Here is a 16816-nt window from a genome sequence, read left to right on the forward strand (position 1 = left end):
AAGCATGTGGCAAGCCGGGCAATGCAAGTGGCTGCGATGACGGACGATGGGCCGGTTTCCCCGATTGCCGCCAGCGCCGGAGCCGGCGCGCGCTATACGGCGCGGCTGCACACCAGCTTTGAGACCGTCAAGCCGCTCTGGCTGCAACACCAGGCGGACGGCGTCTGCACCGCCCATCAGCACTATGCCTGGGTCGAGGGAATCGCCGCGCGGCTGATGCCCAAGAGCGCGGACCTGCTCGTCATCGAGGTGAGCGACGCTGCTACGGGCGCGCCGGCCATGCTGCTGCCGCTGATGCGGCGCCGGGCCCGCGGCCACCACGTGATCGAATGGCTAAGCTGCCGCGTGTGCGACTATTCGGTGCCGCTGCTGGCGGATGCGAGAGCGTGGACCAGGCAGAGTGCCGACGCCGTGTGGGCGGCGGTCCGCGCCGTGCTGCCGCCGGCCGATCGCATCCATATCGCGGGGATCCCGCAGCAGATCCACGGCGTGGCCAATCCGCTGGCGCTGCTTTCGGTGGTGCGCGACTCCATCCAGATCACCTCCGGCCTCGTCCTGCATGGCGAACCGGAGACGCTCATCAAGCGCATCTGCAAGCCGTCTTTCGCCAAGACCTTCCACAAGCAGTGCCGCGCCTTCGAACGGCGTGTCGGCCTCGCTCTGGTCGAGGCCGACACGCCGGCGCTGACCGAGGAGCTCTTCGACACACTGCTGGAACTGCGGTTGAGGCGCTTTCGCGAGCTTGGGCGTTTCGACCTCCTGACGCAGGCCCCGGTCGTCGACTTCTACCGCCACGCGGCGCTGCAAGGCCTGTCCGACGGATCGGTGCGGCTGTTCGGGCTGCGCGCCGGTGAAGCCTGGCTCGCCTCCATCTATGTGCTGACCAGAAAAGGCACGCTTCACACCCTCCTGCTCGGCATCGACCAGAACGCGGTCGCCAATGTCTCACCCGGCCTGACGACGATGGGCAAGCTGATGATGTGGGCGCGCGGACATGGGTTCGATTATTTCGACCTGTCTGTCGGCAGCCAGGGCTACAAGGAACATATCGGTGCTGCGAGCTCGGTCCTGGCCGAGATTTGCGAACCGATAACGCTGCGGGGCAGGGCTGCGAACGCAGCCATTCTGCTGAGCAGCGGGACCGAGCGTTACGTGCGCTCCAATCCGCGACTGCTCAAGACCGTCCGGAGCCTGATGAGCCGCTTGCGGCGATTGAAGGACTGAAGGCGGCCGCATGCTCGCAGAGCCTGCCTGCCGAGGGGGCCGCGTCCGAGCGCCTGCGCAAGGATGTTCTCGCTGAGGGTGTTAAGCGGCGTCTTGACAAAGCATCGGTGCATGCCCCACTTGCCGTGAGCCGATTAGGGCTTTGGGGAATACCGATGAAAAAGACCTATGAAAAGCCGACGCTCAACAAGCGTCAGCAGCTCTCCCGCGTCACGGCGTCACCGATCCCGTCGGCAGCAACCTGACGGGCAAATCGCCGTTCGATCATCGCTACCATCAGATCCGCCGCCGCAAGGCGGCGGTTTCTTTTGTGCCCCCGATCCCGGCTACAAGCCGTTTGCACTGAAATTGACAGGACGGCGCGTCTCCGTCATCCTTGAGTCCAGTCGCCAGGCTGCGGACAGCGGCCATGTTGCGTGTCAGGGCGACCGAGGGCAGCGTCATGTTCAGTCCCGTCATCGGCCAGAATTCCAAGCGCGCGGCCGTGCGCAAGGCGCTCGACCGCCACAAGGTGTACATCACCGCGCAGAGTTTCTCGGCCGGCACCTACCAGGCCCGCGTTCTGGTCGACGGCGAGGCTTATTGGGTCGATGAATTCCGGTTGAGCCAGCTGCAGCAAGGGCTGTCGCCTGCGGAGCTCGAGTTGATGCCGGCCACCGACGATTGAGTGCGTGACTGGCTTGTTCCTGGCGGCCGTGCTTCGCTTCTGGTCATGACAACTCCACCAAAACTCAAAGCCTATCGCGCCAAGCGCGAATTCTCGAAGACGCCGGAACCGGCCGGTGGGCTCATTGGCGGCGATGGCAACCGCTTCGTCGTCCACAAGCACCACGCTACCGCAGACCACTATGACCTGCGCCTTCAGGTCGGCGATGTCTTGAAGAGTTGGGCGGTGCCGCGCGGGCCTTCGCTCAATCCGGCCGACAAAAGGCTGGCGGTCCAGACCGAGGATCATCCGCTCGAATATGTCGACTTCGAGGGCGTCATTCCCGAGGGCGAGTATGGCGGCGGGCCGATGATCGTCTGGGACACCGGCACATGGGCGCCGATGGACGACGTCGAAAAGAGTTTCAAGACCGGCGCCTTCAAGTTCCGGCTGGCCGGCGACAAGCTCAATGGCGGCTGGATGCTGACCAGGCTGAAACCGAAACCCGGCGAGGACAGCGAGAAGAAGAACTGGCTGCTGTTCAAGGAGCGCGACCTTGCCGCCGACACCGCGCTCGACATCCTCGAAGCGCGGCCGGAAAGCGTCAAATCCGGGAAGCGCATCGAGGAGCTGGTGGCGCCGGCGAAACCGGCGGCCAAGCCCAGGCCGGGGCCGCTGAAGCCAGGCACGCTGTCGGGCGCTTTCAGGGCCCCGGCACTCAGCCGCATCGAGCCGCAGCTGGCGACGCAGGTGCCGAAGCCACCGGGCGGCGAAGGGCCTGCGGAGCATACCAACGAAATTTGGCTGCATGAGATCAAATTCGACGGCTACCGCACCATGGCGCATCTAAGCGACGGCGTGGTCAAGCTGATCACGCGTGGCGGCATCGACTGGACGAAGCGCTATGGCGACCTGCCGCATGCCTTCGCGAAACTGCCTTGCCGCGATGCCATCATCGACGGCGAGATCGTCGTGCTCGACGCCAAGGGCATCAGCCGCTTCGCGCTGCTGCAGGATACGCTGGCAAAGGGCGCCGGCAGCAGGCTGCATTTCTACGCCTTCGACCTTCTCCACCTCGACGGCTGGGACCTGACCAAGGCGCCGCTCGTCCGGCGCAAGGCGCTGCTGGCGCAAATGCTGTCCGGCCTCGGCGCCAATTCCGCCATCCAGTTCTCCGACCATGTCGAGGGATCGGGGCAGGGGCTCTACGACAAGGCGTCTGAACTCGGGCTGGAGGGCGTCGTCTCCAAGCGCGCCACTGCCACCTACCAGAGCGGCCGCACCAAAAGCTGGACCAAGACCAAGGCGCTGCAAAGCGGCGATTTCGTCATTGCCGGCTACACCACATCGGACGCGGCGGAGGGGCTGGCAGCGCTCGGCCTTGCCGAATTCGAGGGCGGTGAATTGCACTACCGCGGCAAGGTCGGCACCGGCTTCGACAGCGAAACCGCTGCCGAGCTGCTTGCCCGGCTGGAGCCGCTCGCATCAGGCGCGTCCGCACCGGAAGGCGCGCCGCGCGAAATCATGCGCGAGATGAACTGGGTCAAGCCGCTGCTCTCGGCCCGCATCCACTACGCCAACCGCACGGCGGACAATGCTCTGCGCCACGCGGTGTTTCGCGGCTTGCGCGATGTCGGCCTGTCGACGCCAGTGTCCTCGACACGCAAGCGGCTGATCTCGGAGGCTGATCTCGCCACCATCTGGGTGACCAACCCGACGCGGCGGCTGTTCGGCAAGACCGGCCCGACCAAGCTCGACATCGCCGTCTACTACGCGCTGGTCGGCGACTTCATGCTGCCGCACATCCTCGGCCGCCCGGTGTCGCTGGTGCGCTGCCCGACCGGCCTGCCGAAGGACTGCTTCTTCCAGCGCCATGCCTTCACCGGTATGCCGCCCTCGGTGGTGACGTTCGAGGCGACCAACTCCGAGGGCGAGACCAAATCCTACCTCTCGGTCGAAGGGGCGAAAGGGTATCTGGCGCTGGCGCAATTCGGTGTCGTCGAGTTCCACACCTGGGGCACCCACCGCACCAGCCTCGACAGACCCGACCAGATCGTCTTCGATCTCGACCCGGGCGAGGGGATCACCTGGCGCGAAGTGGTCGAGGCCGCGGTGCACATCAAAAGCGAGCTGGAAGGGTTGGGGCTGGTGCCCTTCGCCAAGACGTCCGGCGGCAGCGGCATCCACATCACGGTGCCGGTGACGCGCAAGCAGAACTGGAAGAAGCTGCACCAGGCGACCAGCGCCATCGCCACGCATCTGACGGCAACCGCGCCAGACACCTTCACCACCACAATGGGCAAGGATAATCGCAAGAGGCGCATCTTCATCGACTACCACCGCAATGCGCGCGGCCACACCTCGGCAGCACCTTACTCGCTGCGCGCCCGCACCAATCTGCCGGCCTCGACACCGGTGAGCTGGAGCGATCTCGAATCCATCGATGCGCCGCAGGACCTGAACTATTCCTCGCTGCCGGGGCTCCTGGCGACGTCAGGCGATCCCTGGGCGGATATCGAGGAATTTGCGCGGGATTTGCCGGCCTTGAAGAACTAGGTTCCCGTCCCCCGCTCCCGTGGGGGCGAGGAAACCGAACGCCATCGACGCTTCCGACAATTTGAATTATTCTCCACCCACGACCTCAAAGACGTGGCGGAAGATTTCGTCAGGGATTTGCCTGTATCGTGCGGGGTCGGTGTAGGATTTGCGCAGCCTCGTTCGTCCTTCGGACGAAAAGTGCTGCAGTAAATGTCAGTGCATGGCCGCGTAGGAGTGTTTCATGGCGCCAAGGGCAAGTTGGAAAGGTTACCTCAAACTCAGCCTCGTCAGCTGTCCGGTGCGGCTATATCCCGCCACCAGCGCGAGCGAGCGCATCAGCTTCAACCAGCTGCACAAGAAGACCCACAATCGCATCAACATGAAGCCGGTCGATCCGGAACTCGGGCTCGTCGAGCGTTCGGATCTGGTCAAGGGCTACGAATATGAGGACAAGCAGTACATCATCATCGATGATGCCGACCTCGACGCGGTGCGCATCGAATCCAATCATACGATGAACATCGAGGCCTTCGTCGACGAGGGCGAGGTCGACGTCATCTACCAGGATGCGCCCTACTACATGGCGCCGGATGGGGCGATGGCGGAAGAAACCTTCGCCGTGTTGCGCGAAGCGATGCGCAAATCCGGCAAGCTGGCGATCGCGCGGCTGGTTCTGTCCAGCCGCGAGCGCGTGGTGACGATCGGCGCGCGCGATAACGGCATGTTCGTGTGCACGTTGAGAAACCCCAACGAAGTGCGTGGGACGGCTGAATATTTCGGCAACATTCCCGCCGGCAAGCCCGACGCGGAAATGCTGCAGCTCGCCGAAGCGCTGATCAAGCAGAAGGAAACCACCTTCGATCCGAAGAACTATGAGGACCGCTACGAGGCGGCACTCATGACGATGATCCGCGAGAAGCTCAAGGGCCACAAGCCGATCATCGCGGCGGCACCCGAGCGCGGCAATGTCATCAACCTGATGGATGCGCTGAAGGCCAGCCTGTCGCAGTCGAAGCCGCCGGCCAAGTCGAAGAGCAAGGCCGACGAGGTCGCCAAGCCAGCCGCCAAGAAGGCGGCAGCGGGTGGTGCTGCTGAAAATCCGCTGAAGGCCAGTCTGCTGAAGGCGGTCGGCAAAAGCAAGAAATGACGGCACCAGCCGTTTCGGGGGCGGTCTTTGGCACGGTCGGCGCGCTGGCGGCGTTTCCGCTGCGGCTCGCCGCACGCGAGGTCGAGCGCCAGCATGCCCAGCTCAGGCGCGGCCTCACCAGGCGCACTACGCATGTCGTGTTTGGCCGCACGCTCCTTGCCAAGGCTGGTCTGACGAAAAACGGCGATGCGGGGATCGAGCGCCGCGTCGCCGCCGCACGCGGCGCGGGGCAAACACTGCTCAGCGAGAACGGCTTTTTGCGCCGGCTCGGGCTGATGAAGGCGGCGGAGGCGTCTTCGCTATCCAGGCGATCGCTGATCGATCAGTCGCGACTGTCGGGCACCGATCTCGACCTGCTGTCGCTGTTCGATGCGTTCGAGCATGACGCAGAACCCTATTCCTTCCGCGACCTGATCCTGGCGCGCAAATATGCCGGGCTCATCGCCGGCGGTGCGACATGGGGGGCCATCGCGCGCTCCGTCCATCGCTCCGGCCCGGTGGCGTCGCTGACCGCCAAGTCGCTCAATGTCGGCTCGCAGCACGGCCGGCCCGACGCTATCTATCTCGAAGGCGGCCAGAGCGAACTCGACGGGCAATTGCTGTTCGATCTTGGCACTGCCGGGGCAGAGGGCGACGACACGCTGGAAGAGCTGTTCGCCGCGGCCGAAGCGGCGGAGGATGGCGGCGACCATGAAGGTGCTGCCGCACTCTACCAGCGCTGCCTGGCCATAGACCCGAGCGATGCGATCGCCGCCTTCAACCGCGCCAACTGCCTGCGCGCCGGCGGCCACGCGGCGGACGCCGCGCACGACTATATCAGCGCGATAAAACTCGATCCGGCCTTCGTCGAGGCCTGGTTCAACCTCGCCGGGCTGATGAGCGAGCAAGGCCGCGAGGCCTCGGCGCGAAGGCACCTGCAGAAGGCGATCGCACTCGACAAGACCTATGCCGATCCTGTGTTCAACCTCGCGAGGCTGGAGTTCGACGCCGGCAATCTGCTGGAGGCGCGGCGGCTGTGGGTGCGTTACCTGGAGCTCGACGCGGAGTCCGAATGGGCTGGGGTGGCGACCAAGGGCGTGCAGTTCGTGGATATGCAGCTGGCGCGGACGGCGGGGTGAGGGGACTTATGCTGGCGAAGGAACTCGGCCTCTCCGGGAAGGTCGCCCGATGACCACCTTCCTCTTCGACGGTCCCGACACCGCTCCCGTCACCATCCTGCTCGCCCATGGCGCCGGCGCGCCGATGGACTCGGCTTCAATGACCGCGACCGCCAAGGCGCTGGCCGCGGCTGGCTTCCAGGTCGCGCGCTTCGAATTCCACTATATGGCCGCGCGCCGCTACGGCCACCGCAAGCCGCCGCCGCGGGCCGAGACGGTGAATCCGGAGTATGTCAAGGCGATCGCAGACCTCAGGGCGAAGGGCGTGACTGGCCCGCTCATCATCGGCGGCAAATCGATGGGCGGGCGCGTCGCCTCGATGGTTGCCGACGAGATGTTTGCCAAGGGCGAAATCTCGGGTCTGCTATGCCTCGGCTATCCCTTCCACCCGCCGACCAAGCCGACGCAGCTTCGGACAAAACACCTCGCCGACCTGAAGACGCCAACGCTGATCTTCCAGGGCACGCGCGACGAATTCGGGACATCAGACGAGGTGGCGACCTACGACCTTTCCAGCAGCATCGAGATCCATTGGCTGGAGGACGGCGATCATGACCTCAAGCCGCGCAAGAGCCTCTCGGGCTTCTCCGCCGCCGATCATCTGAAGACGCTGGCCGAGGCGGTGAAGGCGTGGTCGGGTCGGATCGTTTCCTGAAGCGATGAAAATCGCCTCCTTCAACATCAACAACATCAACAGCCGCTTGGAGAACCTGCTGGCATGGCTGGCTGTCGCAAAACCCGATGTCGTCTGCGTGCAGGAGCTGAAGGCGCGCGACATGCAGTTTCCGCGCTCGGCGCTTGCGGCGGCCGGCTATGGCGCGGTGTGGAAGGGCGAGCCGACCTGGAACGGCGTTGCCATACTCGCGCGAGGATCCGAACCCGTCCTGACCCGCGATGCGCTGCCCGGCGACGATGCCGACAAGCAGAGCCGCTATATCGAGGCGGCGGTCAACGGCATCATCATCGCTTGCCTCTACGCGCCGAACGGCAACCCGCAGCCCGGTCCGAAATTCGCCTACAAGCTCGCATGGCACGAACGGCTGGAGGCGCATGCCGAACAGCTGCTCGACACCGGCCTGCCGGTGGTGCTGGCCGGCGACTACAACATCGTGCCCGAGCCGCGCGACATCTATGCCACCCGCTCCTATGACGACAACGCGCTGGTGCAGCCGGAAAGCCGGGCTTCCTTCGCAGCCTTGCTCGAGCAGGGCTGGACGGACGGCCTGCGCAAGAAGCATCCGAAGGAGACGCTCTACACCTTCTGGGATTATCGCCGTAACCGCTGGCCGCGCGACGCCGGCTTGAGGCTCGATCACATCTTGCTGTCGAAGAAGCTGGCGCGGCGACTGACCGCCGCTGGCATTGACCGCGACGTGCGCGGTGAGGACGGCGCCAGCGATCATGCGCCGGTGTGGGTGGAATTGAAGTAGGGCGACCTTCCAGCCTGCGGCCGCGGTCTCCTTTTGCCGCCAGCGTCATCTGTGCAGCGACGTCGACGCAGGCTAGTCTGTTGCAAAGTGCTCCAGCCCGGATTGCTCATGATCACCAACAAGACCTGTGGATCGAGGCCCCATGTTTGACCTCGGTCCTGTCGGGATCCTGCTTGCCACCATCGTGGTGCTTGCGGCTGCCGCTGCCCTTTTCTGGCTGCTGTGGCAGAGGCGCAGCCGCCGCAAGGGGCGGCGGCTGACCAATCCGGCGGACGACTACGCCGTTCGCAGCGATTGGAGCGGCAGCAGCGGCACTTTGAACTATTCGTCCTTCGTTTATTTCGACGTCGATCGCGACGGCAAATACGGCGTCGGCGACCGGCCGATGGCCGGCATCATGGTGCGGCTGTATGATGAGGCCGGCAAGCTCGCCGCTTCAGCGCGCACCAACAATGCCGGCTTTGCCAACTTCCCGATGTCGGTAAAACGCAGAAAGGCCGTGATCCGCGTGCCGGGCAACTGGCGCTTTGCGGTTTCGGTGCCGCCCGGCTGGCAGGCGAAAAGCGAAAACGACATCCAGACCCGACACCTTCTGTCGTTGCCGGGTTCGCCGGCCGGGCTGGTCTCGCACGGGATGCTGCAGCCGGTCGGTCTGGCGCCGCTCCGGCGCCTCGGTGGGCGCGTCGCCGGCGAAGGATCCGTGACCCTCTCGGTGATGAGAAACGGACACGTGCTGGAGACGCGGCCGCTGGCGCCAGGTGCCGCCTTCAGCGTCGATCTGGCCGATGACGCCGACACGGTTCTCGTCAGTGGCGGCGGCCTTGAGCGGCGGCTGGCGCTGTCGCCCTATCCGGCCGATCTCGGCCTGTTGTCGGCGCAGACCGCTTGCATAGCGTCGGACGCCGCCCTGGAAACGATCGATTTCGACGATGTGACGTCGCGCACCTTCAGGAAGATTCCGTCCGGCCATGCAGGCTTGGCGTGGCGCAACCTGAATGCGATGGCGCGCGACTACACCAAGGACAGCCAGGGCTATGTCAATGGCAACGTCTCCGGCGACCATGTGGTCTACACCAGCAGCGGGCTGCCGGCCGAATTCAGTTGCGAACAGCCGTTCGGCTTTCACTCGGTCATGCTGAGCGCTGCCTGGCTGAAGTCGGAAGGGGAGGTGGCGCTGATCGAAAGCTGGCTTGGCGAGCAGCTGATCTCAAGCGACCAGGTCATGCTGTCGGCGCTGACGCCGCTGCACTACGCCCCGATGCTCAAGGCAGTAACGCGTGTTCGCCTGTCGACGAAACACTATTGGCAAATGGTTCTGGACGATCTGGTCCTGACGCGGTGAAATCAGAACACCGAGGCGCCATTGAGCGCCGTGACCGCCGACAGACGGCCTTTTTTCAAAAGAATTGGCTTCACATAAATCTTCTTCACGTCAGGCCCTCTCAAATCCAGATCCGATGATGCCAGACCGCAGCCATCTGTCAAACACGCGGAGCTGAATTAATCTGTAACAATGCCAAGGACAAGCGCCAAGGCGCTCATCCTCCAAATTCTTGATTCATCGCTGCGATCAGGTTTGCGCCCAGATCAGCCCGGCAAAATCGAGGCGCCGTTTGCCGCGGTGACCGTTGATAGACGGCCCTTCTTCAGAAAAACAGGCTTCGCATAGATCTTTTTCATGCCAGACTCTCCTAAAATCCCGGTTCGATGATGCCAGACCGTGGCCACCTGTCAACCATCCGGGCTAAAAGCATCTGCAATATATCCAAGGACGATCGGCATGGCGCTTGTCGTCCAATCTTTATTTTTACGCAATTCCTGATCGAAAACCGCTACACACTTTCTTGGAATTGCTCCAGCGTCGGCGCGATCCGGCCAAAGTGCGTCGGGATTATATTATGACGCTGCTCGAGCCGTTTGCCGTGACGGCTGAAAGCTTGCCCTTCCTGACGAAGGTCGGCTTGGCGTAAGTCTTCTTCATCGCGGTCTCTCCTGAATCCCTTAACGATGATGGCCAGACTGACGACATGTGTCAACCAAGCCGCAAGGCATGCGAGCGTCGGCAAGGGCGCGTGCCTTCGCTCGGCATGAACTGTCGGGTGGCGGGCTCTTGGCGATAGGAGCGCGCCGCTGGTAGTCTCGACCATTGCACCATGCGCGGGCGACGTTACGTCGTCAGGGCCACCAATGAACGGCCCGGGGGAAGAATCAGATGGACAGGTTGGCTGACAGGCTGTTTGCGCTTCCCCTGCTGGCGGCGGCAATGGCTTGCCTGGTGCGCCCATATCTGCTCCTGGGCGGAAGGGACTTCACCTGGAGCGGCATGGTGCGGATGCTGCATGGTCCGGCCACGCTGTGGCCGGTGGTGTTCCTGGCGGTGGGCGCGCTCTGCCTGCTTGGCGCTTTGTTGTTCTGGGCCGGGCTGCTGCCCGGCCGGCCGAGCCATCCCACTGGGACGCCGCTTTTTGGCCGCGACGCCGAGACCGGGCCCAAGGGCCGGCCGAACTTGCGGCGCGCTTTCTTTGTTTTGCCGGTGATTGCCGTGCTGGTGTTGCTGGCCGATCAATTCCCGCGGGGCGCGCACGGCCCGGGCGGCGAGGTGGCTTCGCCAAGCCAACCCAAGGCCAACGAACCAAAAATCCCTGGACCGAAGACCAACGAACCCAAGGGGCAGGATGTCGCTAGCGCGCCGCCGGCTCCGGAGCCAGTAGTCCCGCAAACACCACCTCCAACTGCTTCGCCGCCAGAGGCCGCCAATCCGCCCGCGCCACCGACCTTGCCTGCCCTGGTGCCGCCGACGCCGCCAGCTCCCGTCGCTCCGACGCCGCCTGAGGTCGCGGTCATTCCGCCGCCCACCGTGGCGCCATTGCCGCCGGCTCCGTCACCGCTGCCGACGCAACCCGAGGGCCACCGCGACGCCGTTGTCTGGCTGGCGGTCGCGCCCGACGGGCACTCGATCATGAGCGCCAGCACCGACCACACGATCAAGCTCTGGGATATTGCCGGCAAGCACTTGATCCGCGATCTCGGCGTCCACAAGGACATGGCCCGCACGGCGCTGTTCATGCCCGATGGCGTCAGCGCGCTGACGGCCGGTGACGACGGCGAGATCGTGCAGCGCAGACTTTCCGATGGCGCGGTGCTGCATATCTTCTCGTCGGGCGGCAATGGCGGCGTCAACAAGCTGGCGATCAGCCCGAACGGCAAACGCGCCGTCAGTGGGCACGATACGGGCAATGTCATCGTCTGGGACCTCGAGAAGGGCGTCGTGCTGCACGTCATGAGCGGGCACGACTGGTCGGTCAGCGCCGTCGCCGTCTCGCCCGATGGCAAGCAGGCCCTCAGCGGCAGCATCGACGGCACGCTGAAACTCTGGGATGTCGAGACCGGCAAGCAGCTGCGCAGCTGGCACGGACATGAGCAAGGCACCTATGGCGCGGTGTTCACCGCCGACGGGCACCAATTGGTGACCGGCAGCGGCGATTACACGATCAGGCTCTGGGATCTCGACAGCGGCCGCGAAGTGCGCCGCTTCGAAGGCCATGAGGGCACTGTCTACGCGCTGGCGCTGTCGGCCGACGGCAAGCGCCTGGTCTCCGGCTCGCTCGACGGCACGGCGCGGCTCTGGGACATGGACACCGGCAACCAGATCGCGATGTTCGACAGCCAGACCGGCCCGATCTATGCGGTGGCCTTCGCCGCCGACGGCACGGTGCTGACCGGCGGCGACGACCGCACCATCCGCGACTGGCCGGCTATCGGCGGTGACGGCGTGGTGCTGTTTGCCGGTGCGCCGGAGTGAGCAAATCCTTGATCACCTTGCCCGCCGTGCTATCTAAAACCATGTCAGCTTCCAGCCTCCCAGACAAAGCGCCGCTCATTGTCATCGATCTCCAGACCGGCATGTTCGACGGCGTGCACGAGCCGCCGATCCATGATGCGCCTGATATTGTCGAGCGCACGAAGGCGGTGATCGACTGGGCGCGGCGCGGCGGCCGCCGAGTTGCCTTTATCAGGCATGACGGACCTGACGGCGATCCGCTGGCACCGGGTGAGCCGGGCTGGCCGGTATGGCCCGCCCTTGGCCAGGCGGCGGACGAGCCGACCTTCGCCAAATCCGTGCGCGATGCGTTCAGCAATCAGGCCTTCGGCGACTGGGTTGCCGGGCAGGGCGCGGGTGCTGTCATGCTGCTGGGCGCACAGACCGATTTTTGCGTGGCGGCGACCGTCAAGAGCGCGATCGCCAGAGGGCTCGGCGTGACCGTGGTTTCCGATGCCCACAGCACGCTGGACAATGCCAGCGAGAGCGCGGAGCAGATCATCGCCCGGCACAATGGCGAGTTTGCCGAGGCCGGCGTCAATCTGGTGACGACAAAGGCGTTGGTCGGCGGCTGAAGCCCGCGACGAACGTCGCGGCAGGCTAGTCGGCGCTTCCGGTGGCTGTGTTGTTCGACATCGCCGGCGCGCGACTTCGCGGATCGCATGATGGCGCCAAGCGGCTGCCGTGGTCGACGCGGACGGGGGGGCGCATTGTTGGGATGGCTCAGGCGCCCGCGTCAACCAGGGCGGCTCGTACCGCCGCGTTAGCAGCATTGCATATTGCGCGCCGGTCGAAACTTCCGCGAAAGCGGAATAGGCCGGGACCAAAGTGCAGATTCGGCGCCCGGGATTTCGGCGCGCCGAGAAACTGTTTCTCTTTCTTGCGGCATTGACCGCCGGCCGGCAATCGGCGACGACTGCCGCTTCAACCCATGGATGGCATTCAGGCAAGCCGTGTCACCGTATCAGCGGCTCCGACAACATCCGCGATTCCTGGCGGCCCTATGGCGATGGCGACATGCTGAGCCGCACCAAGATGATCGGCTGCCGTTCCGGCTTCTACGAGGACCACGAACAGGCCGCCGCCTTCGACGTAGTGACCCATGCCGGGCGAAAGCGCTGGGGCTGGAGAGTTACGGCTTTGCGGTCGGCGCCAGCGCCGACTTCGTCACCCTGCCGGCAGCATGTGCCCGAGGCGGTGGTGGTGGTGGTGCCGAAGGGCCGGACGGTTTATCGCCGGGGCAGGGCGGTGGCCACGGATGGCAAGGTGGTGGTGCGCTGATGGTCGTCGCATCGCCGGCGCGTGAGGCAAGCGGCAAGGGAGAAAATGGCCCGGCGGCCAGGTGCAAAGGGAGGCACGCCGGGCTCGGCCGACTTCTGGCGGTCGCCGACCGATTTATTATATTCGATATCTCTAATATTAATGCAAGCGCGGTCAAACCTCTTCGGTGGATAAAGGCCGTGCACCTCGGGCGTCAGAAGCCAACCTTTCCGGCCGCCACCAGCACCAGCACGACGACCGCTGCGCTCCAGACAGCGGCCGTGGCCAAGGCTCTTCCGTTCGGCCGAAACCTGCGGTGCGCCTCGGCGGCAATTTCGACATCGCTCAGAAGCGGCCGGAGTTGCAGATGCGCACCCTCTTGATCACCCAATGGTGGTGGCGCCATTGCTTCTTCACTTTCACGAAGCAATGCCGGTTGTGATGCCTGCGCCAGTGATGCTCGCGGTCGTGATGCCGGCGCCAATTATGCCGGCCCATGCCGTTATTGCCGTTGTCGGTCGTGATGACGAGGCTGGCGGCTTGCGCCGGAGCGACGATGGTGGGTGACACGACGGAGATGGCGACAAGGGCCGAAAGAATGAAGTTCTTCACTATAGATTCTCCTCTATTAGTCATGCTTACGCTAATCCGAAAGACGGCTGCTTGTTCCGCCGTGGGGTGCAGACTCGATCAATTTGCCGCTCTGCCATCCACCGCCTGGATCGATCGGGCCGGCGGGGAAGACTGTGCGCGTTGATCCGACGGCTGCTCGCTGAAGTAGAGCGAACTGCCCAGAACGAGGAATACGAAGCCCACCGCCATCAATCCGACCATGAGCACGGCGATCGCCGTGCCCGGGCCGTGGCCTGTTTTGATGATGGTGGATCGATGGGGCATCGTGTGTTCTCCGAGTTGGGCGCCGGCTGTTGTCATGCCGGAGCCTTGGCGACAAACGACAAGCAGGCCCCGATGTTCCCTTGTCAGGGCTTCAATCCAGTCAAAACGGGCTTTTGCTTTTTCCTGTGGGACCAAGGTCTTGGCTGTCGGAGACAAAGGTCCGAGGGGGACCTGTTCGGTTCCGGCAATGTCCATTGGACGTTCCATTATTTTAGTGAAAACTGATATATTATCTGGGTGAAGGCCTTAGCCGGCCAAGCGTCTTCGCCCAGGTATTCGGGCATGGAAAATGTGGTTTTGGCAAGTTTTAAGGCCACGTTGTCACATCTCGGCGGCGACGGGTGGCTCGCGGGGCGGTCTACGTCTCGGCACAGGGCGGGCCGCGGTTCAAACAGGGTCCTGCCGATAGTCAGGAATTCGAACTTGCAGGACTCGCGCGGGCGAGTGGTGGCGAGATATCATGGTTCCTCACGGGCATCGCGAAGCCGAATTCACCACCTTCACATCCATCACGGTCGAACCAGAGTGTCCGCATGCTGGAGACGCCGAAAAAATGACTGGGGCCGCCGCCGATCGCGATGCCTTCGATGATGAGCAGCGCGGCACGCCCTAGCACCCGGCTCACGTCTCGTCGAACCTACCCTCGCGGGTCGGGTGGCGCTTGATGGCGGCTTCTTCCTCGTCGTCAGGCAGGGCGTCGTCGCTGTCCTGGTAGGCGTTGTCGTCGTCTTCCTCGGACAGATCGCCATCCTTCTCGAGGCCGTAGCTGATCTCGCCGTCTTCCGACGCGGAGTCAGGCAAGATTCTGCTTCCCTTGATGGCATCCCAGTCTTGCTGCTGGATGATGGGACCATCGGCTTCTGTGTCGTCGTTGTCGATATCGGGTTTGCTGCGCGGTGCCATGCTGGCCTCCAATCCTTGAAAAGACTGGAGGCGAAACTCGGCGTGCCGGCGTTTGTTCCCTTACCCGCCGGGCAAAGACTGGTTCTGGATTGCCGACGGACTGGAGATCAGCCCAGCCACCACCACAGCGCCGCAACCACGGCCACAATCGCCGCGATGGTCAGCCCCAGCATGATGTAGGAGCCTTTGATGATATCGCGGATGATCTTCTTGATTGTTTCGCGGTCGTTGAGGTTGGGGAAAGGCTCGTTGGGCAGTGCCACGCCGAGGAACTCGCAAAGCGGCACCCAACCTTCGGTCACCTTGTAGATCAGCAGCTTTTGCGGCGGCACCGCTGCCTTCACCTCTTCGATATAGGCGTTGTAGCGCGCCACTGCCTTGGCGCGGTCGTCCATCACGCCTTTCAGGGTACGGCCCCACACCAGCTTGCGCGACATGTCCCCGAATTTCCGGCCGAAGGGCGTCAGCCATTCCAGGATCTTGAACTGCCAGACATTCTCGGTGAAGTAGATCGTATCGATGGTGCTCTCATACCATGCTTCGGCGCCGCGCGGATGGAGCGTCAGCAAGACCTTTGCATCGGGGTAGGCAACCATCAGTTCCTTCCACACGCAACAGCCAGGATTGTCGACCGTGGCCGTATAGTTGGCGAACACACGGTTCCAGTCGTGCTGGCTGCCCGGGGGGCTGTTGGCCACCTTGCGCCAGAAATCGAGATGGCCCTTGTTGGCCTTGTTCATGATCACTTCCTGCATGTGATAGGATGGCAGGCCGAGCCTGTTCAGCGCGGCAAAGGTCGACCACGTGCCAGTGCGGCCGAAACCGGCCCCTATCAATTTGAGTGTCATTTCCTCATCCCCCGGACCTGTTTTCTTCGCTACCCCAGTCCGTGAGCATCAAATTGCTCCCGACCAGGCCGGCGCGCAACAAATTTCGAGCGCACGGGCGCCCGATCACATACTTGCGAAGTTGCTAAAATAATGGAACGCTGTCCGCGGGTAATGGGAATTTGGCAGCGAGTCGTTGGAACCGGGGCGGTTCAACGATTGGGGAACGATGTATTTCGGACAGTTTCTTGTGGGGATGTCAGCCACGGCCGTCATTATCGCGGTCTGGACCTATATGGCTACCGGTTCTTTCTGGGAGGCATTTGCCTGGACGATCGTGACGCTGCTTGTCGTGCAGGTCAGCTACTTCGTGCTCGTCGTGAGTCTGATCTTCGGGCGCGCGCACCATGCCGCGACCAGCCAGGATCCAGTGGATGCTGTCTCGCCGCTGCATCGCGACGGTGTCTGGTTTTGAGGTCGGCACTCGGGGTTCGATGCGGGATCGATCAGGAATGGCGCTTCCGCTACAAGCCCATCCATTCGCGCGTGCGCCAGGCAAGCCCGGCGAACAGCGTCACCAGCGCGATGGTGACGAATATGAAGGTGAAGGGATGCTTGGTCGAGGCTGTATGTCAGCGCAAGGCCGCCAAAGGCCGGAACCAGTGCCGAGGCTTCGCGCTTCCCTGGCGTGACCGGTGAGACTGCCACCTCAGCCGGCGCCGTTTTGGGGCTCGCTCCGCTCCCGGGAAAGCGGGCCTTTTTTTCGTGGCGCCGGGAAAAGTGGCGGAACGACATTTCGCTCTCAACGTTAGCCAATCCTAAGGTGTTGCAGCAATCGACCGCCGCTCTCGATAGAGATTGCGGGGGAGGTTGATGCGCCGCTCTTTGCGATCGCACCGAGATCGGCTTTCCATTTGGGACATAGCCCCGCCGGATCAAGGTTATAAATCCGAAAAATTATCCGGAT

17 protein-coding genes and 1 pseudogene are annotated in these 16816 nt (G+C 63.6%); 12 read left to right on the forward strand and 6 right to left on the reverse strand.

What is annotated here, in order from left to right; translation table 11 throughout:
* Positions 1 to 6 precede the first annotated feature (6 nt).
* The 8 genes from ASD99_RS03160 (at position 7) to ASD99_RS03195 (ending at position 9484) form a co-directional block, all read left to right on the forward strand.
* Positions 7 to 1224, forward strand: a complete 1218-nt coding sequence (locus ASD99_RS03160; protein WP_082525624.1) for a GNAT family N-acetyltransferase — start codon at positions 7 to 9, stop codon at positions 1222 to 1224.
* 442 nt (positions 1225 to 1666) lie between these two features.
* Entirely contained in the window at positions 1667 to 1891 is a 225-nt protein-coding gene (locus tag ASD99_RS03165; protein WP_057142810.1) for a hypothetical protein, read from the forward strand.
* Positions 1892 to 1936: 45 nt separating this feature from the next.
* The gene (gene ligD / locus ASD99_RS03170) at positions 1937 to 4426 is read left to right on the forward strand and encodes a DNA ligase D (protein WP_057142811.1); all 2490 of its coding nucleotides are present in this window, start codon (positions 1937 to 1939) and stop codon (positions 4424 to 4426) included.
* A 223-nt stretch (positions 4427 to 4649) separates the two neighbouring features.
* Positions 4650 to 5555, forward strand: coding sequence for a Ku protein (locus tag ASD99_RS03175; RefSeq protein WP_057142712.1), 906 nt, complete (start codon positions 4650 to 4652; stop codon positions 5553 to 5555).
* A complete protein-coding gene (locus ASD99_RS03180; RefSeq protein ID WP_057142713.1) occupies positions 5552 to 6673 on the forward strand; it encodes a tetratricopeptide repeat protein in 1122 nt (373 codons plus the stop codon). The genes ASD99_RS03175 and ASD99_RS03180 overlap by 4 nt, the downstream gene beginning before the upstream one ends.
* Before the next feature lie 49 nt (positions 6674 to 6722).
* The gene (locus ASD99_RS03185) at positions 6723 to 7367 is read left to right on the forward strand and encodes an alpha/beta fold hydrolase (protein ID WP_057142714.1); all 645 of its coding nucleotides are present in this window, start codon (positions 6723 to 6725) and stop codon (positions 7365 to 7367) included.
* A gap of 4 nt (positions 7368 to 7371) precedes the next feature.
* Positions 7372 to 8142 carry an exodeoxyribonuclease III gene (locus tag ASD99_RS03190; RefSeq protein ID WP_056591574.1) on the forward strand — a complete coding sequence of 257 codons (771 nt, stop codon included), beginning with the start codon at positions 7372 to 7374 and terminating at the stop codon, positions 8140 to 8142.
* 142 nt (positions 8143 to 8284) lie between these two features.
* On the forward strand, positions 8285 to 9484 hold the full coding sequence (locus ASD99_RS03195; RefSeq protein WP_057142715.1) for a hypothetical protein: 1200 nt from the start codon (positions 8285 to 8287) through the stop codon (positions 9482 to 9484).
* Positions 9485 to 9729: 245 nt separating this feature from the next.
* Here the strand turns inward: ASD99_RS03195 and ASD99_RS31750 are convergent, their stop codons facing one another.
* Positions 9730 to 9822 (reverse strand): hypothetical protein, encoded by a 93-nt coding sequence (locus ASD99_RS31750; RefSeq protein ID WP_082525626.1) that lies wholly within the window; start codon positions 9820 to 9822, stop codon positions 9730 to 9732.
* Positions 9823 to 10033: 211 nt separating this feature from the next.
* Positions 10034 to 10123, reverse strand: a complete 90-nt coding sequence (locus ASD99_RS33070; RefSeq protein WP_156388918.1) for a putative RiPP precursor — start codon at positions 10121 to 10123, stop codon at positions 10034 to 10036.
* A gap of 231 nt (positions 10124 to 10354) precedes the next feature.
* On the opposite strand from ASD99_RS33070, the gene ASD99_RS33820 reads away from it, so the two are divergent.
* The 3 genes and pseudogenes from ASD99_RS33820 to ASD99_RS03210 all read left to right on the forward strand — a co-directional run.
* Positions 10355 to 11944, forward strand: coding sequence for a WD40 repeat domain-containing protein (locus ASD99_RS33820; protein ID WP_057142716.1), 1590 nt, complete (start codon positions 10355 to 10357; stop codon positions 11942 to 11944).
* 41 nt (positions 11945 to 11985) lie between these two features.
* Entirely contained in the window at positions 11986 to 12537 is a 552-nt protein-coding gene (locus tag ASD99_RS03205) for an isochorismatase family protein (protein WP_056591584.1), read from the forward strand.
* Between the two features lie 391 nt (positions 12538 to 12928).
* A pseudogene (locus tag ASD99_RS03210) lies at positions 12929 to 13243 on the forward strand (metal-dependent hydrolase); the annotation flags it as partial.
* Positions 13244 to 13567: 324 nt separating this feature from the next.
* Here the strand turns inward: ASD99_RS03210 and ASD99_RS03215 are convergent.
* The 4 genes from ASD99_RS03215 to ASD99_RS03230 all read right to left on the reverse strand — a co-directional run bounded on the left by ASD99_RS03215 (position 13568) and on the right by ASD99_RS03230 (position 15870).
* On the reverse strand, positions 13568 to 13834 hold the full coding sequence (locus ASD99_RS03215) for a hypothetical protein (protein ID WP_057142718.1): 267 nt from the start codon (positions 13832 to 13834) through the stop codon (positions 13568 to 13570).
* A 78-nt stretch (positions 13835 to 13912) separates the two neighbouring features.
* On the reverse strand, positions 13913 to 14314 hold the full coding sequence (locus ASD99_RS34540) for a hypothetical protein (RefSeq protein ID WP_244497608.1): 402 nt from the start codon (positions 14312 to 14314) through the stop codon (positions 13913 to 13915).
* 426 nt (positions 14315 to 14740) lie between these two features.
* Complete coding sequence (locus tag ASD99_RS03225; protein ID WP_056591596.1) at positions 14741 to 15022, reverse strand: hypothetical protein; 282 nt, start codon at positions 15020 to 15022, stop codon at positions 14741 to 14743.
* Positions 15023 to 15129: 107 nt separating this feature from the next.
* Positions 15130 to 15870 (reverse strand): sulfotransferase family protein, encoded by a 741-nt coding sequence (locus ASD99_RS03230; protein ID WP_057142719.1) that lies wholly within the window; start codon positions 15868 to 15870, stop codon positions 15130 to 15132.
* Positions 15871 to 16078: 208 nt separating this feature from the next.
* Here ASD99_RS03230 and ASD99_RS03235 point away from each other — a divergent pair, with 208 nt between their 5' ends.
* On the forward strand, positions 16079 to 16324 hold the full coding sequence (locus ASD99_RS03235; protein ID WP_057142720.1) for a hypothetical protein: 246 nt from the start codon (positions 16079 to 16081) through the stop codon (positions 16322 to 16324).
* Positions 16325 to 16816 lie beyond the last annotated feature (492 nt).

It is taken from the genome of Mesorhizobium sp. Root695, from assembly GCF_001428185.1.
Lineage (GTDB): Bacteria > Pseudomonadota > Alphaproteobacteria > Rhizobiales > Rhizobiaceae > Mesorhizobium.

Excerpts from the sequence above, each read along its gene's own strand:
- ASD99_RS03165 (WP_057142810.1), top strand. The coding sequence starts at position 1,667 with ATGTTCAGTCCCGTCATCGGCCAGAATTCCAAGCGCGCGGCCGTGCGC.
- ligD (WP_057142811.1), top strand. The coding sequence starts at position 1,937 with ATGACAACTCCACCAAAACTCAAAGCCTATCGCGCCAAGCGCGAATTC.
- ASD99_RS03175 (WP_057142712.1), top strand. The coding sequence starts at position 4,650 with ATGGCGCCAAGGGCAAGTTGGAAAGGTTACCTCAAACTCAGCCTCGTC.
- ASD99_RS03180 (WP_057142713.1), top strand. The coding sequence starts at position 5,552 with ATGACGGCACCAGCCGTTTCGGGGGCGGTCTTTGGCACGGTCGGCGCG.
- ASD99_RS03185 (WP_057142714.1), top strand. The coding sequence starts at position 6,723 with ATGACCACCTTCCTCTTCGACGGTCCCGACACCGCTCCCGTCACCATC.
- ASD99_RS03190 (WP_056591574.1), top strand. The coding sequence starts at position 7,372 with ATGAAAATCGCCTCCTTCAACATCAACAACATCAACAGCCGCTTGGAG.
- ASD99_RS03195 (WP_057142715.1), top strand. The coding sequence starts at position 8,285 with ATGTTTGACCTCGGTCCTGTCGGGATCCTGCTTGCCACCATCGTGGTG.
- ASD99_RS31750 (WP_082525626.1), bottom strand. The coding sequence starts at position 9,822 with ATGAAAAAGATCTATGCGAAGCCTGTTTTTCTGAAGAAGGGCCGTCTA.
- ASD99_RS33070 (WP_156388918.1), bottom strand. The coding sequence starts at position 10,123 with ATGAAGAAGACTTACGCCAAGCCGACCTTCGTCAGGAAGGGCAAGCTT.
- ASD99_RS33820 (WP_057142716.1), top strand. The coding sequence starts at position 10,355 with ATGGACAGGTTGGCTGACAGGCTGTTTGCGCTTCCCCTGCTGGCGGCG.
- ASD99_RS03205 (WP_056591584.1), top strand. The coding sequence starts at position 11,986 with ATGTCAGCTTCCAGCCTCCCAGACAAAGCGCCGCTCATTGTCATCGAT.
- ASD99_RS34540 (WP_244497608.1), bottom strand. The coding sequence starts at position 14,314 with ATGGACATTGCCGGAACCGAACAGGTCCCCCTCGGACCTTTGTCTCCG.
- ASD99_RS03225 (WP_056591596.1), bottom strand. The coding sequence starts at position 15,022 with ATGGCACCGCGCAGCAAACCCGATATCGACAACGACGACACAGAAGCC.
- ASD99_RS03230 (WP_057142719.1), bottom strand. The coding sequence starts at position 15,870 with ATGACACTCAAATTGATAGGGGCCGGTTTCGGCCGCACTGGCACGTGG.
- ASD99_RS03235 (WP_057142720.1), top strand. The coding sequence starts at position 16,079 with ATGTATTTCGGACAGTTTCTTGTGGGGATGTCAGCCACGGCCGTCATT.